Below are 14,795 nucleotides of genomic sequence, written 5' to 3'. Positions count from 1 at the left end.
GGGAGCTTCAGCCTATGGAATTTCGTTGGCTCAGGTAACAAGGGCCTTGCGTCGCTGCAGTTCGAGCCAGAGCAGCAGGGCGGTGACGTCCGCCGGGCTGACTCCGGGGATGCGGGCGGCCTGGCCGAGGCTGAACGGCCCCACGGCCGTGAGTTTTTCGCGCGCCTCGCGCGAGAGGGTGGTGATGGCGTGGAAATCGGTGCCAGCGGGGATGGGGCGCTGCTGTTGCTTGCTGACCTGGTCGATCTGTTGTTGCTGGCGGGCCAGGTAGCCGCTGTATTTGGTGTCGATCTCGGCGGCTTCGCGCACATCGAGCGGCAGGGCGGGATCGGCCAGGCCATGGCGGACCAGATCGGCGCTGTGGAAGCCGGAGCGGCGCAGCAGGTCGGCCAGGGTGATCGATCCCTTGATCGGCGCCCCCGTTTCCGCTTCCACCGCCGGGGCCACCGGATCACTCACCTTCAGCCGCACCGTGGCCAGGCGCTGCTGCTCGGCAACGATCTGGGCCTGCTTGCGATCGAAGATCTGCCAGCGGCGATCATCGATCAGGCCCAGCTCGCGGCCCAGGGGCGTCAGCCGCCGGTCGGCGTTGTCGCAGCGCAGCACCAGGCGGTACTCGCTGCGGCTGGTGAGCACCCGGTAGGGCTCGCGCAGATCTTTCGTGACCAGATCGTCGATCAAGGTGCCGATGTAGCTGCCCTCACGGGGGAAATGCACCGGCGGCTGCTGGCGAATCAGCCGGGCGGCGTTGAGGCCGGCCACCAGGCCCTGGGCGGCGGCCTCCTCGTAGCCGGTGGTGCCATTGAGTTGCCCGGCCGTGAACAGCCCGGCCACCCGTTTGGTCTGCAGCGATGGCAGGCACTGGGTGGCGGGCAGGTAGTCGTAGTCGACGGCGTAGGCGGCCCGCAACATGATGCAGCGCTCCAGCCCCGGCAGGGTGCGCAGCAGCTCCAGCTGCAGCCGCTCTGGCAGGCCGGTGGAGAACCCCTGCACATAGAGCTCGGGGGTGTCGCGGCCTTCTGGCTCCAGAAAGATCTGGTGGCTTTCCTTATCGGCGAAGCGCACGATCTTGTCTTCGATCGAGGGGCAGTAGCGGGGGCCTTTGCTGTCGATCGAGCCGCCGTAGACGGGCGTGAGATGGAGGTTGTCGCGGATCAGCTGGTGGGTGGCGGCGGTGGTGCGGGTGAGGTGACAGCTCATCGGCTCAGCGCTCACCCAGGCCGCCGGATCAAAGGAGAAGTAGCGGCCCTCAGCGTCGCTGGGCTGCTCTTCGAGCTGATCCAAGGCCACGCTGCGGCGGTCGACCCGGGCGGGGGTGCCGGTTTTGAGGCGGCCGGTGCGGAACCCGAGGGCCTGCAGTGCTTCGGTGAGGCCTTCGGCGGCCTGCTCGCCAGCGCGGCCGGCGCTCATCGATTGCTTGCCCACCCAGATCTGCCCCCCGAGGAAGGTGCCGGTGGTGAGGATCACGGCCGGCGCGGCATAGACGCTGCCGAAATAGGTGCGCACGCCGGTGATCCGGCCCACAGTCCCGCTGCCGTCCTGGTTGGGGTCGTTGCCCTCCAGCACCACCTCAAGGCCGGTCACCATCGCCTCGCGCGGCTGCGGGTTGGGGGTGTGCTGCAGCAGCTGCCGCATCTGGCGGGCGTACTGGCGCTTGTCGGTCTGGGCGCGCAGGGCCCACACCGCCGGGCCGCGGCTGGCGTTGAGCACGCGCTTCTGCAGGGCCGTGGCATCGGCGAGGCGGCCGATCACGCCGCCGAGGGCATCCACCTCGTGCACCAGCTGGCTCTTGGCTGGCCCGCCCACCGCCGGGTTGCAGGGCTGCCAGGCGATCCGATCGATGTTGAGGCTGAACAGGGCCGTGGAGATCCCCAGCCGCGCCGCCGTGATCGCCGCCTCGCAGCCGGCATGGCCGCCGCCGACCACGATCAGCTCAAAGGTTTCGGTGGGCTCGACGCTGAAGGCCATCGCCTCAATGTATGGCGCCCAGATCGCCCGGGGGGGCCAGCGCAGCGGCGTAGTCGGGATCTTCGCTGCCGCCGATGCGGTCCCAGAACGTGAAATAGAGCCCGAAATGCACGCCTGGGTGTCGATGGTGCAGCGAATGGTGGGCGGGTCCAATCACCCAGCGCCCCAGCCAGTGGTGGGGAAAACGGCGGGGCAGGTGATCGAGGCCGAGGTGATTCACAATCGCCCAGACCGTCATCGTGCTCAGCACCGCCATCAGGGTGATCAGGTGCAGGGGCACCAGCATCACCAGCAGCACCAGCACCAGGGCTTGAACCACGGCTTCGGGGGGATCGAAGGCGAAGGAGGTCCAGGGGGTGGGTTGGCGCGTGCGGTGATGGCCTTGGTGGCACCAGCTGTAAAACCAGCGGTGGTGGAAGAGGCGATGGCTGGCGTAGTACAGGGCGTCCTGAAGGATCAGCATGGCGCCGTAGCTCAAGGCCAGGTACCACCAGCCGTAGGTGTCGGGCTTGGCATAGAGGCGCGTAAGCCCATGGCTCTGGAGCGTGAGCACGGCGGCGGTGGCCAGGGCGAACACGACCGCCGAGAGCACCGAGAGGCGGATGTCAGCGCGGATGCCCTCGGCGCTGCGATGTCTCTGCTGGGGAGTGGGTGCGGGAATTGTTTCCGGGCTGCGGGCATAGAGCCACCACCAGGATCCACCGGCCAACAGAAAATAACGGGCTAAAATAATGCCGAAGAAAACAAGTCCGTAGAACACGAAGGAGTGATCGCCGAGCGAACGGATCACTGTTTCGGTGTCGATCTTTTCAGTGTCGATCTGTGCGATCGGCATGGACTGGTTATCCCAAAGGCGGCGTCACGGCACAGCTTAGGGACACCGCGCCGCCTTGAAACAGCCGAAATCATGGAGATGCAGCAGGATCCAGCTGATCGCTCCAGCAGGCGTGCCGCCTGGTTTAAGGCGCCGCCAGGTTGCGGAAGCGGGTGAACTGGGGCTCGAACAGCAATTTCACGGTGCCCACCGGCCCGTTGCGGTGCTTGGTGACGATCACCTCGGTGATGCCGCGATCGGCCGTTTCCGGGTTGTAATACTCGTCGCGGTAGATCATCAGCACCAGGTCGGCGTCCTGCTCGATTGAGCCTGATTCGCGCAGATCGCTGAGCATCGGCCGCTTGTTGGTGCGCGATTCGACGCCGCGGCTGAGCTGGGAGAGGGCGATCACCGGCACGTTCAGCTCGCGCGCCATGCCCTTGAGGCCCCGGGTGATGCGGGAGAGTTCCTGCACCCGGTTGTCGGGGGTGGTGCCCTCCATCAGCTGCAGGTAATCGATCACAATCAGGCCCAGCTCCTTGCCCTGCTCGGCCATCAGCCGCCGGCAGAGGGAGCGCATCTCCAGGACGCCGGCATTGGGCTTGTCGTCGATGAACAGCGGCAGCTGGCCGAGGGTGTTGATGCCCTGGCCGAGCCGGGGCCATTCCTCCTGCTGTAGCCGGCCGGTGCGCAGCCGCCCGCTCTCGATGCCCACCTCCATCGAGAGCAGGCGGTAGGTGAGCTGGGCTTTGCTCATCTCCAGGCTGAAGACGCAGACCGGCAGCTGGTGGAGCTGGGCCACGTTCTTGGCGATGTTGAGCACGATCGAGGTTTTCCCCATCGCTGGCCGGCCGGCCACGATGATCAGGTCACTGCGCTGCAGCCCCTGGGTGATCGCGTCGAGGTCGTAGAAGTTGACCGGAATGCCCGCCACCGAGATGCCGAGCGAGCGGCTTTCGATCTCGTTGAAGGTGCTGGTGAGAATTTCGGCGGTGGGGGTAAGACCCACCGATGGTTTTTCCTGGCTGATCGCGAAGATCTGCTGCTCGGCTTCATCGAGCACCTGGTCCATCGGCTTGGTCTGATCAAAGCCGAGCCGGATCACCTCATTGCCCGAGCGGATCAGCTGCCGCCTGAGGTATTTGTCCATCACCAGGCGGGCCACCTGGTCGATCGAGGCGGTGCTGAGCGTGCGCTCCACCAGCTCCACCAGCCGGTTGCTGCCGCCCACCTTCTCCAGTTGGCCGGTGTCCGCCAGCCAGGCGGCCATGGCTGTGAGGTCGGTGGGCTTGCCCTGGCCGTGCAGCATCAGGGCGGTGCGGTAGATCTCGCGGTGGGCGTTGAGGTAGAAGGCCTCGGGACGCAGTACGTCGGCGATGCGCCCGAGGGCATCGGGGTCGAGCAGGATGCCACCCAGCACGGCTTCTTCCGCCTCCAGGTTCTGGGGCGGAACCTGATCGGGAAGGGCCTCGAAGCGGGCTTCGTCCTGCTCGCGGCCGCGGCGACGGAAGGCCGGGGTGACGTTGCCCCCGGGCTCGGGGCCGCCACCATCGGGAGCTGAGAGGGGAGCGCTGACCATCGGCCGAGGCTAGGCCGCTGCGAGGGGTTCAGCCGCCGTTTCGGCGCGGTTCAGGCTCAGTGGCTGACCACTTCGAGGTTGATCTCGGCGGTCACTTCGGGGTGGAGCTTCACCTGCACCTTGTAGGCGCCAGTACGGTGGATTTCGGGCACCAGGATGTCGCGGCGATCCAGTTCTTTTTTGGTGGCCGCTTCGATCGCTTCAGCCACATCGCCGTTGGTGACGGTGCCGAAGAGCACGTCGTCGCCGCCGGTCTGCTTCTTGACGGTGAAACGCCCGATCGTGACCAGGGCCGTGCGGAAGGCTTCGGCCTCGGCCTTCAGGGCGGCCTGGCGTTCGGCTTCCTTGGCCCGGCGGTGCTCCACCTGGCGCAGCACCGCGGCGGTCACCGCCACGGCCTTGCCTTGGGGAAGCAGGAAATTACGGGCGTAGCCGGGAGCCACATCCACCAGTTCACCGTCCTTGCCGAGGCTGGCGACGTCTTCGCTGAGGACGACAGATACGCGTTTGGCCATGGGAGTTGCAGGAAGGTGAACAAAGGGCCGACTCGGGCGAGCGGCCGCAAGGGCGATCGTCGAGCCTAGGTCAACGCTTGATGGCCTCAGCCAGCCCTGCGGGGAAGGCGCACATGGGTCGCCAGACCGAGGGCACGCAGTAGGCGGATGTGCTGCCAGGTGAGGTCGATCTGGGCGGGGCCGAAGCCGTGGCGGGCCGAATGGGGGAAGGCGTGGTGGTTGTTGTGCCAGCCCTCACCGAAAGTCAGGGCAGCCACCCAGGGGTTGTTGCGCGACTGGTCGCCGCTGGGGTAGCGGACCTGCCCCCAACGGTGGGTGGCGCTGTTCACCAGCCAGGTGAAGTGGTAGACGATCACCAGGCGCAGGGGAATGCCCCAGAGCACCAGAGCCCAGCCGCCGGCGCCGCTGACCGTGCCGATCCAGAACAGCAGCAGGCCGAGGGGGATCTGCAGCAGCAGGAAGTAATTGTTCAGCCAGCGGTAGTAGGGGTCGCGCTGCAGATCGCCGGTGAGCCGGGGCACGGCGGCGGTGGCGGGGATGGTCTCGAACATCCAGCCCATGTGGCTCCACCAGAAGCCGCGGTGGCTGTTGTGGTGATCCACATCCGTATCGGAGAACTTGTGGTGATGGCGGTGCAGGCCGCTCCAGTCGATCGGACCGTGCTGACAGCTCAGGGCGCCGCAGGTGGCGAAGAACCGCTCCAGCCAGTGGGGCACCCGGAACGAGCGGTGGCTGAGCAGCCGGTGATAGCCGACCGTGACCCCCAGGCAGGCCGTGATCCAATAGAGCACCAGCAGGCTGACGACCGCCGGAACGCTCCAGAACCGGGGCAGCAATGCCACCAGCGCCAGCACATGGATCACGGCCATGCAGCGGGTCGTGGTCTGACTTCACCCGCCGGTAAGCCCCCCCTCGCTGCGCGTTTCCCACTGGCTGGGGCGGGTGTACGCCACCTGCGGCGCCACGAGTTGTCACCGCGATCCTCTCGTCGCGGGGTGTGGTCCAGACCCACGGGTTTGGAGGCGGAGCCGGCATCGGGCCTGGCATCAGGTGTGGGGTTGGGCCCCGGGGGCGAGAACGCTGGGGGGCCATGGTCATGCGGGTCATCTCCATATCAATCCTTAGAATGGTAGCAATACGAATCCAGATCGAGTGGGATATCGAGAGGAAATCGAATCAGGCCGTGAAGCCTTTGCTCATCTGATCAGGGCCTGGCATGAGCGCAACGGCTGGTCCCACCGGGTTCTCCCTGGCCTGGCTGAAACCCTCGGCCTTGGGCGCATCCATAACTCCCAGGTCTCGATGCTGCGCAACCGCAAGCTGGCGGCCCCAGGCCCGGAGGTGTTCCTCGCCCTGGGGCGCATCAACCAGTGGCTGGCGGGCGCCGGCGCTGGGGCTGGCCGCTCCGAGGCGCTCGCCGGCCAGCCCGAGTTGATCGAGGCCCTCGCCAGCGGCTGCCTGCCCCTGCGCGACAACGACGGCCTGGCGCTGGGCTGCGGCCAGCTGCTGGAGATTTTCGTCGGGATCCGCCAGCCCCCCACGGCCTTCGACCTGCGCATCGCCGACGAGGAAGCGATTCCGCTCAGTGCCGCCCTGGCTGAACTGCTCAGCGGCGGTCGGCCCTGGCGATCCAGCCGCGATCAGATCCTGGCGGCCTATCCCGCCGAGAAATCCCAGCGCCGTGAACGTTTCGCCGCCGTGATGGCCGGCCAGCGCGATTACAGCTCGGGCGAACTCGACAGCGAACTGCTCGATCTTCACCGCACCCTGGTGGGGCTTGGAGGGGCTGGCGCTCCGGAGCTCAGTGCCGATCAGTTCCTTGAGGTATTGCGCCAAAAAGCCCGCCTGCAGAAACAGGCGGGCAGCAGGGAACTGGCTGAGGTGATCCGTCAGGAACTCGCCGCCGAGCTTTCAGGCCCGTAACGGGCCACCCGCACGCGCCGGGCCAGGCCCAGCCACTGCAGCAGTCGGATGTGCTGCCAGGTGAGATCGAATTCGAACCAGCGCAGGCCATGGCGGGCGCTGGAGGGATGGGCATGGTGGTTGTTGTGCCAGCCCTCACCAAAAGAGAGGATCGCCACCCACCAGCAATTGCGCGACAGATCGGGGCTGTCGAAGTTGCGGTAGCCGAAGGCGTGGGTGGCGCTATTGACCAGCCAGGTGACGTGATAGACGACAACCAGGCGCAGCGGAATCGCCCAGAGCACCAGGCCGAGGCCGCCACCTGGAACGCCGGCCTGCTCGCCGTACCACCAAAGGGCGGCACCGAGGGGCAGCTGCAGCATCAGGAACCAGCGATCCAGCCAGCGATAGAAGGGGTCGCGTTGCAGGTCGCCGGTGAAGCGCTCAACCTCACGCACGGCGGGGATGTCGTGCAGCATCCAGTCGCTGTGGCTCCACCACAGACCGCGGCCGGCGTCGTGGTGGTCGTTGGACTGGTCGGAGAATTTGTGGTGGTGGCGGTGCAGCCCCACCCATTCGATCGGTCCGCTCTGGCAGGCCAGGCTGCCCATCAGCACCAGGGTGCGCTCCAGCCACTTGGGGGCCACGAAGCTGCGGTGGGCCAGCAGGCGGTGCAGCCCAAGGGTGACTCCGAGCACGGTGGTCCAGTAGAGGACGGCCATCACCGCCACGGCCTGCCAGCTCCAGAAGCGGGGGAGCAGGGCTGCCACGGCACCCACATGCATGGCCAGCATGAAGCCGGTGGTGCCGAGCTTGTAGACGCGCTGTTTGGGCGGCAACGGCGCACGCCGGGAGTTCACGGCGCTGCGAATGGCTGCCTCCAGGTTGTCGGAGGCGTGGACACCCGGGCTGCGCAGGGTCTGAAGGGAAGATCGCCCCGGCTGGGAAGGGGCCGGGCTGGTGTCTGGAGCGGCAACCAAATGAACTCTCGCGGATGTGGGCAGGGTGGTGTCCGCCGCCTCGCCATCCACGGGCCTGGCCCGCTGCAAGGAGCCCCGTGGGGGCAAAGTTGATCACCTGAACCTGGGCAAACGGCGCTTGGCACCGCTCAATCGCCTCGGAATCTAGCGGTGAAAGGAGGAAGAGCAGGCACGATGGCTCCACTCCTGAGGCCTTGGGTCATGGACGGGCAGCCGCAACGGAGCGTTCCAGCGCCGATCTCCCCTTGGGCCAGCGATCGGGTCGCCGCCGCACTCGCCGCCATCACTCCCCTGGCGGCCCGCCGCACCGCCGCCGTGAAGCCAGGCCTGGCACGGGTGCTGGAGGCCTTTGCGGCCGAGCGGTTGGGGCCCCATCACTTCGCCTCGGTGAGCGGCTACGGCCACGGTGATCTGGGCCGGGAGGTCCTCGATCGGGTTTTCGCCCGGGTGCTGGGGGCCGAATCGGCGGCCGTGCGCCTGCAGTTCGTCAGCGGCACCCACGCGATCGCCGCCGCCCTCTACGGCGTGCTCAGGCCTGGAGACCGGCTGCTGGCTCTCACCGGCCGCCCCTACGACACCCTCGAAGAAGTGATCGGCCTGCGCGGCAGTGGCCAGGGCTCCCTGGCCGAGTTCGGCATCCACTACGACGAACTTGGGCTCGATGCCGACGGCCGGGTGGACACTTCCGGGTTGGCCGACGCCCTGGCGGTTCCCACCCGGATGGTGCTGATCCAGCGCAGTTGTGGCTATAGCTGGCGTCCGTCGCTGGGCATCGCCGCGATCGGCGCGCTGATTGAGCGGGTCAAGGCGCTCCAGCCCGGCTGCGTCTGTTTTGTCGACAACTGTTATGGGGAATTCGTTGAGGCCTGCGAGCCGCCGGCGGTGGGGGCCGATCTGATCGCCGGCTCCTTGATCAAGAATCCCGGCGGAACCCTGGCCCCCACCGGCGGCTATGTGGCCGGCCGCAGCGAGCTGGTGGAGCAGGCCTGCTGCCGCCTCACCGCCCCGGGCATCGGCCGGGAGGGCGGCACCGGTTTTGATCTCTACCGCCTGCTGTTCCAGGGCCTGTTCCTGGCTCCGCAGATGGTGGCTGAGGCGTTGATCAGCGCCGAACTGGTGGGGGCGGTGTTCGCCTCGCTGGGCTTTGCCATCCAACCCCTGGTGGGGGGAGAGCGCAGCGATGTGATCCAGGCGGTGCGCTTCGGTGCGGCAGGACCGCTGCAAACCGTCTGCCGGGCCTTCCAGGCCTGCTCGCCGGTGGGGTCCTATCTCGATCCGGTGCCTGCGCCGATGCCCGGCTACGGCAGTGAGCTGGTGATGGCCGGTGGCACTTTCATCGACGGCAGCACCAGCGAGTTCTCCGCCGATGCCCCGCTGCGGGAGCCCTACGTGTTGTTCAGCCAGGGCGGCAGCCATCACTGCCACGCCGAACTGGCCCTGGAGCGGGCCCTCACCGCCCTTGAAGCGGCAGGGCAGCTGGAACCCGCTGGCCTGTTGCCCTAACCGGTGGCGTTCCGCCACAGTGAGTCACCTCTGAAATTCCGCCGGCGATGGCGCTCCCCTATCCCGACGACTGCCGATACGCTGAGAGCCACGAATACGCCCGTGCCGAAGGTGAGCTGGTGCGGGTGGGCGTCAGCGCCTTCGCCGTGCAGCAACTCGGCGACATCGTCTTTGTCGAATTGCCGGACGTGGGCGCCAGCCTGGAGCGGGGCACCAGTTTTGGCTCGGTGGAGTCGGTCAAGGCCGTCGAGGATATGTATGCCCCGATCAGCGGCACCGTTGAGGTGCGCAACGAAGCGGTGCTGGCCAGCCCGGAGGAGATCCAGAACGACCCTTTCGGTGAAGGCTGGTTGTTGCTGGTGCGCCCCAGTGCGGCGGCGGAACTCAACGATCTGATGGATGCCGGCCAATACCGCGCCAAGGTCGAAGGGAGCTGAAGGCGCTTAGGCGAGCCTGCCTGCCTGGCGAATATCCCTCCCTACACTCGCCCTCACTTCCCCATGGGCGCCAGGCCGTGACCGCAGCCTCTTCAGGACTGGCGACCGAAGCGACCGAAGCTCGGGCTTCTTTCGCTGCATCAACCTCCACGCCCGCAGCGGCTCCGGCCGCGCCAGCTGTCACGCCCGCCCTCTCTGCGTTCGTGGCGCGGCACATCGGACCGTCGCCGGCCGATCAGGCTCAGATGCTGGCCGCCGTTGGTTGCGCTGATCTCGACAGTTTCATCGCCGAGGTGGTCCCCGCCGACATCCTGCTGGGCTCCGCCGAGGCCGCCGTGGGCTTGCCAGTTGGTGTAGGGGAGGCCCAGGCCCTGGCTGAGCTGCGCCAGATCGCCGCCACCAACAAAGTGCGGCGCAGCCTGATCGGGCTGGGGTATTACGGCACCGCCACCCCGGCGGTGATTCAGCGCCAGGTGCTGGAGAACCCCTCTTGGTACACCGCCTACACCCCCTACCAAGCGGAAATCGCCCAGGGGCGGTTGGAGGCCCTGCTCAACTTCCAGACCCTGATCAGCGAGCTCACCGGCCTGCCGATCGCCAACGCCTCCCTGCTCGATGAGGCCACCGCCGCGGCCGAAGCCATGGCACTCAGCTACGGCGCCTGCAAGCGGCCCGAGGCCCGCCGCTTCCTGGTGGATCAGGGGGTCTTCCCCCAGACCCTGGCCGTGCTCCAGACCCGCGCCGAGCCGCTGGGCCTGGTGATCGAGACCTTTGACCCTGCCCGACCCCTGCCTGTTGGACTTGGCGATGGTCCAGGCGAGAAGGCAGGCGACATCTTTGGCGTTCTGCTGCAGTTACCCGGCAGCAGCGGCCGGCTCTGGGATCCCCGCGCCGTGATCACCGCGGCTCACGCCGCCGGCGCCCTGGTCACCGTGGCGATCGATCCCCTGGCCCAGGTGCTGCTGGAGCCCGTTGGAGAGCTCGGAGCTGACATGGCCGTCGGCAGCAGCCAACGCTTCGGCGTACCGCTCGGCTGCGGCGGGCCCCATGCCGCCTTTTTCGCCACCACGACCCAGCACCAGCGCCAGATTCCCGGCCGGCTGGTGGGCCAATCGCTCGATGCGGAAGGCAACCCCGCCCTGCGGCTGGCGCTGCAGACCCGTGAGCAGCACATCCGGCGCGATAAGGCCACCAGCAACATCTGCACCGCCCAGGTGCTGCTGGCGGTGATGGCCAGCTTCTACGCCGTGCACCACGGTCCCGATGGCCTCGCGGCGATCGCCCGTCGGCTGATGCTGCAGCGGGCCGCCCTGGCCCTGGGCCTCGAGCGGCTGGGCTTTGCCGTGGAGCCCGGCCCGGCCTTCGACACGCTCAGCCTGCGCACCCCGGCTGCCGCCAGCCTGCTGGCGGGCGCCGAGGCGGCCGGCTTCAACCTGCGGCCGCTGTTCCCTGCTGGCCTGGCCATCAGCCTCGATGAGCGCACCGACACCGCCGAGCTGGATCGCTTGCTGGCCGTTTTTGCCGCAGGCGCGCAGGCCCCGAGCGCGGCGGCCTTGTTGGCCGAGCTGGAGGGCGCCGCCACCGCCGCTGGCCACACGCTCGATGGCCAGCTGCTGGCTGGTCTGCCGCTGCGGCAGCGCCCCTGGCTGGCCCAGGAGGTCTTCCATCGCTACCGCAGCGAAACCGAGCTGCTGCGCTACATCCAACGGCTGGTCTCCAAAGACCTCTCGCTGGTGCACGGCATGATCCCGCTGGGCAGCTGCACGATGAAGCTCAATGCCGCCGCCGAGCTGGCGCCCGTGAGCTGGCCGGAGTTCGCCGAACTGCACCCCTTCGCCCCGACCAGCCAGACCCTGGGCTACGCGAAGCTGGTGGCCGATCTGGAAGGTTGGCTGGCGGCCTGCACGGGCTTTGCCGGGGTGTCGCTGCAGCCCAATGCCGGGTCCCAGGGTGAATATGCTGGCCTGTTGGTGATCCGGGCCTGGCACCGCAGCCGCGGCGAGGGCGCGCGCCACATCTGCCTGATTCCCACCAGCGCCCACGGCACCAACCCGGCCAGCGCCGTGATGGCTGGCCTCAAGGTGGTGCCTGTGGCCTGCGATGCCGACGGCAACATCGACCTGGCTGACCTGGAGGCCAAGGCCGAGACCCACGCCGCCTCGCTGGCAGCGGTGATGGTCACCTATCCCTCCACCCACGGCGTGTTCGAAACCGGCATCCGCCAGCTCTGTGCGGTGGTGCATCGTCATGGCGGCCAGGTCTATCTCGATGGCGCCAATCTCAATGCCCAGGTGGGGCTCGCCCAGCCGGGTCGTTTCGGCGCCGATGTCTGCCACCTCAACCTGCACAAGACCTTCTGCATTCCCCACGGCGGCGGTGGTCCCGGGGTCGGCCCGATCGGAGTAGCGCCCCATCTGGTGCCCTTTCTTCCCGGCCATCCCCACACCAAGGTGTCCGCTTCAGGGCCTGAGAGCCAGGCGATCGGGCCGGTGTCCGCCGCGCCCTGGGGCAGTGCCGGCATCCTGCCGATCAGCTGGATGTACGTGCGGATGATGGGCGGCGCCGGCCTGCGTCAGGCCAGTGCCGTGGCCCTGCTGGCCGCCAACCTGATCGCCAGCCGACTGGAAGACCACTACCCGGTGCTGTTCCGCGGCGCCGGCGGCCGGGTGGCCCATGAGTGCATTCTCGATCTGCGTCCGCTCAAGCGCAGTGCTGGATTGGAGGTTGATGACCTGGCCAAACGGCTGATGGATTACGGCTTCCATGCACCGACCGTGAGTTGGCCGGTGGCCGGCACCGTGATGGTTGAGCCCACCGAAAGCGAGTCGCTCGCGGAGATCGAGCGGTTCTGCGCGGCGATGGTCGCCATCCGCGCCGAGGCGGCCGCCATTGAATCGGGCGCTTCCGATCCCAGCAACAACCCCCTGCGCCGCGCCCCCCACACCCTCGCTGCCGTCACCGCCGATCAGTGGGATCGGCCCTACAGCCGCAGCCAGGCGGCCTTCCCGGCCGGCGTTGCCCAGCGCCACAACAAGTTCTGGCCGGCCGTGGCCCGGATCGATAACGCCTACGGCGATCGCAACTTGGTCTGCACCTGTCCGACGGTGGAGGAGATGGCGGTCAGCGAGTGAGTATCATCCAGTCACTTCTTCAGCCGGAAAGGTAGGCGGCATCTCCGCCCTACCCGGCGACTGGAAAGGGGGCTACATTCCCGGCAAACAGGGCAACCCCGTGCGGTTGTTCTCCCATGCCAGCCCGCTCCTCACACCCGGGATCATGAACAACAACGACGGCAGCAGCAAAGGCCCCCGCGCCCCCAGTCACCTGAACCTGGCAGCCCTGGCCATCTCAGATGACAGCGCTGATGCAAGGGGTTGCAGCACTTCGAAGGGCAGCACTCCACAGAGCAGTACTCCGAGGCGGCGCGAACCCCAACTTCCCCCCCTGCGCGGTTCGATGGCCCATTCCCACGCCCGCGGCGAGGTCTTTCGCGTTGAGGGCACCAATGTGCTGCGGGTCCCGTTTGGTGTGCGTCAGGCGCGGCGTGCCAGGCCCGAACGACCGGATCGCTGGGTCACCCTGGTGCTGCCGTTCCAAGCCTCACCAACGCCAACACCGCCTCAGGCGGCCTGATTGAGGCGCCAGTCCACCAAGGCCTTGACATCGTCGAGGGAATTGGGAGGTGTGCGGAAGGGCAGTACTCCCATCGGGCTGCGCTCTGGCCGCACCAGCCAGCTGAGATCGGGCTGGGGCATGAGCACAAACCCCCTGTAGCGCACCATCCAGCGCCGGCCCTGACGACTGGCAGCCTGGCCGTGAATGGGAAGGCTGGGGTCAGGAAACTCTCGGACCTGGACCATGGTCGACAGGACGGTTCAGTTCATTACAGGAATGGATGCCGCCGGATGCTGCAGCAACCACTGCACTCACCCGTATTCTTCGTAACTCTTCAAGCCAGTCTCAGAAAAGATCTCGATCTTGGTGATGTGTGGCCTTGAAACCGCTGTGATCGAAGGCCTTCTCTGGCCAGAACCCTTCCGCAACTCCTTCTCAACTCCTCCACAACCCGGCCCCATCCCTTCCAGCGAAGCCTCCTGAGCCAGGCTCTCCGGTTCCGGAACGCCAAGCCATTCGACCCTAAAACGATTCCCAATCAGGCGATCACGTCCCGGTGCCGACGGGCAAAGCGGCTGGTGTCGGCATTGCTGAAGCGATCAAAGGCCTGGTCTTTGACAAACCAGCTTCGGGGCGCCGTTTGCTCGAACCAGAAGGTCAGGATCTCTGCCGCTTTGGCCTGCAGTGCTCCAGCTGGGAGCTGTTCATCAGTCCTGCCGTTCTCGCCAGTCCCATTCAAGCCAGTTCGAACAGCAGCAGATCGGCGCCGGCGGCCTCGGCTGTCAGGCCTTCGGCTTCGCTGATGAGGGCTTCAGGACCCGCCACGAAGCCGAGGCCGTCTCCACGCTCCAGGGCGCGCCCGGAATCGAGCCGCACGCTGCCATCGATCAGCTGCAGCCAGCTTTGGCGGCCAGCCGCCAGGGGCAGGCCCAGCCGGCTGCCGGCCGCAGGCCGGGCCCGCCACAGCCGCACGGGCCGGTTCAAGGCCATCGCCCCCTGGCGGCCTTCGGGATCGAGCAGCAGGGTCCAGTCGTCGCCCAACGCGAAGGGCTTCTGCTCGTAGGCCGGCGCGCTGCCGTGGCTGGACGGTTCAATCCAGATCTGCAACAGCCGGCAGGGCACGGCGCCGCGGTTGATCTCGCTGTGAACCACGCCGCTGCCGGCACTCATGCGTTGCACCTCGCCGGCCCGCAACATCTCGCCGTTGCCCATCGAATCGCTGTGGCTGAGCTCGCCCTCCAGCATCACGGTGATGATCTCCATGTCCCGGTGGGGGTGCAGGCCGAAGCCACGGCCGGCGGCGATCGTGTCGTCGTTGATCACCCGCAGCGGACCGAAGCCCAGCCAGGCCGGGTCGTAGTGGTGGGCGAAGGAGAAGCTGTGCCAGCTCTCCAGCCAGTCAAGTGTGCTGAGGAAGCGCTCGGCGGCCGGGCGGAAGACCGCAGCCTTGGTGGAGGGTTGGCTGCTTCTGCGGGTCACAGG

Annotated in this window: 14 protein-coding genes; 5 read left to right on the top strand and 9 right to left on the bottom strand. The window is 67.4% G+C overall.

Annotated features, from left to right (window positions below):
* Positions 1-30: 30 nt before the first annotated feature.
* The 5 genes from mnmG to ACXMDM_RS01525 all read right to left on the bottom strand — a co-directional run bounded on the left by mnmG (position 31) and on the right by ACXMDM_RS01525 (position 5,745).
* The gene (mnmG, locus tag ACXMDM_RS01545; RefSeq protein WP_499569940.1) at positions 31-1,968 is read right to left on the bottom strand and encodes a tRNA uridine-5-carboxymethylaminomethyl(34) synthesis enzyme MnmG; all 1,938 of its coding nucleotides are present in this window, start codon (positions 1,966-1,968) and stop codon (positions 31-33) included.
* 4 nt (positions 1,969-1,972) lie between these two features.
* On the bottom strand, positions 1,973-2,803 hold the full coding sequence (locus ACXMDM_RS01540) for a sterol desaturase family protein (protein WP_259722778.1): 831 nt from the start codon (positions 2,801-2,803) through the stop codon (positions 1,973-1,975).
* 124 nt (positions 2,804-2,927) lie between these two features.
* Positions 2,928-4,361 carry a replicative DNA helicase gene (gene dnaB / locus ACXMDM_RS01535; protein ID WP_259722777.1) on the bottom strand — a complete coding sequence of 478 codons (1,434 nt, stop codon included), beginning with the start codon at positions 4,359-4,361 and terminating at the stop codon, positions 2,928-2,930.
* 56 nt (positions 4,362-4,417) lie between these two features.
* Complete coding sequence (gene rplI / locus ACXMDM_RS01530) at positions 4,418-4,876, bottom strand: 50S ribosomal protein L9 (protein WP_259722776.1); 459 nt, start codon at positions 4,874-4,876, stop codon at positions 4,418-4,420.
* An 86-nt stretch (positions 4,877-4,962) separates the two neighbouring features.
* A complete protein-coding gene (locus ACXMDM_RS01525) occupies positions 4,963-5,745 on the bottom strand; it encodes an acyl-CoA desaturase (RefSeq protein ID WP_499569937.1) in 783 nt (260 codons plus the stop codon).
* 283 nt (positions 5,746-6,028) lie between these two features.
* Between ACXMDM_RS01525 and ACXMDM_RS01520 the strand changes: the two genes are divergently transcribed.
* Entirely contained in the window at positions 6,029-6,799 is a 771-nt protein-coding gene (locus ACXMDM_RS01520) for a DUF8644 domain-containing protein (RefSeq protein WP_259722774.1), read from the top strand.
* On the opposite strand, the gene ACXMDM_RS01515 is transcribed toward ACXMDM_RS01520, so the two are convergent.
* A complete protein-coding gene (locus tag ACXMDM_RS01515; RefSeq protein ID WP_499570341.1) occupies positions 6,766-7,662 on the bottom strand; it encodes an acyl-CoA desaturase in 897 nt (298 codons plus the stop codon). The genes ACXMDM_RS01520 and ACXMDM_RS01515 overlap by 34 nt on opposite strands.
* Before the next feature lie 297 nt (positions 7,663-7,959).
* Between ACXMDM_RS01515 and ACXMDM_RS01510 the strand changes: the two genes are divergently transcribed.
* The 4 genes from ACXMDM_RS01510 to ACXMDM_RS01495 all read left to right on the top strand — a co-directional run bounded on the left by ACXMDM_RS01510 (position 7,960) and on the right by ACXMDM_RS01495 (position 13,331).
* Positions 7,960-9,261 (top strand): methionine gamma-lyase family protein, encoded by a 1,302-nt coding sequence (locus tag ACXMDM_RS01510; protein WP_259722773.1) that lies wholly within the window; start codon positions 7,960-7,962, stop codon positions 9,259-9,261.
* A gap of 47 nt (positions 9,262-9,308) precedes the next feature.
* Positions 9,309-9,698, top strand: a complete 390-nt coding sequence (gcvH, locus tag ACXMDM_RS01505) for a glycine cleavage system protein GcvH (protein WP_259722772.1) — start codon at positions 9,309-9,311, stop codon at positions 9,696-9,698.
* 245 nt (positions 9,699-9,943) lie between these two features.
* Positions 9,944-12,829: an aminomethyl-transferring glycine dehydrogenase gene (gene gcvP / locus ACXMDM_RS01500; RefSeq protein ID WP_499570339.1), complete on the top strand. Its 2,886-nt coding sequence runs from the start codon at positions 9,944-9,946 to the stop codon at positions 12,827-12,829.
* 313 nt (positions 12,830-13,142) lie between these two features.
* Positions 13,143-13,331 (top strand): hypothetical protein, encoded by a 189-nt coding sequence (locus ACXMDM_RS01495; protein WP_071801982.1) that lies wholly within the window; start codon positions 13,143-13,145, stop codon positions 13,329-13,331.
* On the opposite strand, the gene ACXMDM_RS01490 is transcribed toward ACXMDM_RS01495, so the two are convergent.
* The 3 genes from ACXMDM_RS01490 to ACXMDM_RS01480 form a co-directional block, all read right to left on the bottom strand.
* Entirely contained in the window at positions 13,319-13,558 is a 240-nt protein-coding gene (locus ACXMDM_RS01490; RefSeq protein WP_071800315.1) for a hypothetical protein, read from the bottom strand. The two genes, ACXMDM_RS01495 and ACXMDM_RS01490, sit on opposite strands and share 13 nt — an antisense overlap.
* 293 nt (positions 13,559-13,851) lie before the next feature.
* Positions 13,852-14,052, bottom strand: coding sequence for a hypothetical protein (locus ACXMDM_RS01485; protein ID WP_071800314.1), 201 nt, complete (start codon positions 14,050-14,052; stop codon positions 13,852-13,854).
* Positions 14,049-14,792, bottom strand: a complete 744-nt coding sequence (locus ACXMDM_RS01480) for a pirin family protein (protein ID WP_071800313.1) — start codon at positions 14,790-14,792, stop codon at positions 14,049-14,051. The genes ACXMDM_RS01485 and ACXMDM_RS01480 overlap by 4 nt, the downstream gene beginning before the upstream one ends.
* Positions 14,793-14,795: the final 3 nt, after the last annotated feature.

The sequence above is a fragment of the Synechococcus sp. CS-603 genome (assembly GCF_977929215.1).
Note: the sequence above shows the minus strand (reverse complement) of the source record. Positions and strands in the feature narration are given on the sequence as shown.

What these genes read in the sequence shown, in the direction of transcription:
- dnaB (WP_259722777.1), bottom strand. Translation starts at nt 4,361, where the DNA reads ATGGTCAGCGCTCCCCTCTCAGCTCCCGATGGTGGCGGCCCCGAGCCC.
- ACXMDM_RS01540 (WP_259722778.1), bottom strand. Translation starts at nt 2,803, where the DNA reads ATGCCGATCGCACAGATCGACACTGAAAAGATCGACACCGAAACAGTG.
- rplI (WP_259722776.1), bottom strand. Translation starts at nt 4,876, where the DNA reads ATGGCCAAACGCGTATCTGTCGTCCTCAGCGAAGACGTCGCCAGCCTC.
- mnmG (WP_499569940.1), bottom strand. Translation starts at nt 1,968, where the DNA reads ATGGCCTTCAGCGTCGAGCCCACCGAAACCTTTGAGCTGATCGTGGTC.
- ACXMDM_RS01525 (WP_499569937.1), bottom strand. Translation starts at nt 5,745, where the DNA reads ATGGCCGTGATCCATGTGCTGGCGCTGGTGGCATTGCTGCCCCGGTTC.
- ACXMDM_RS01510 (WP_259722773.1), top strand. Translation starts at nt 7,960, where the DNA reads ATGGACGGGCAGCCGCAACGGAGCGTTCCAGCGCCGATCTCCCCTTGG.
- gcvP (WP_499570339.1), top strand. Translation starts at nt 9,944, where the DNA reads ATGCTGGCCGCCGTTGGTTGCGCTGATCTCGACAGTTTCATCGCCGAG.
- gcvH (WP_259722772.1), top strand. Translation starts at nt 9,309, where the DNA reads ATGGCGCTCCCCTATCCCGACGACTGCCGATACGCTGAGAGCCACGAA.
- ACXMDM_RS01490 (WP_071800315.1), bottom strand. Translation starts at nt 13,558, where the DNA reads ATGGTCCAGGTCCGAGAGTTTCCTGACCCCAGCCTTCCCATTCACGGC.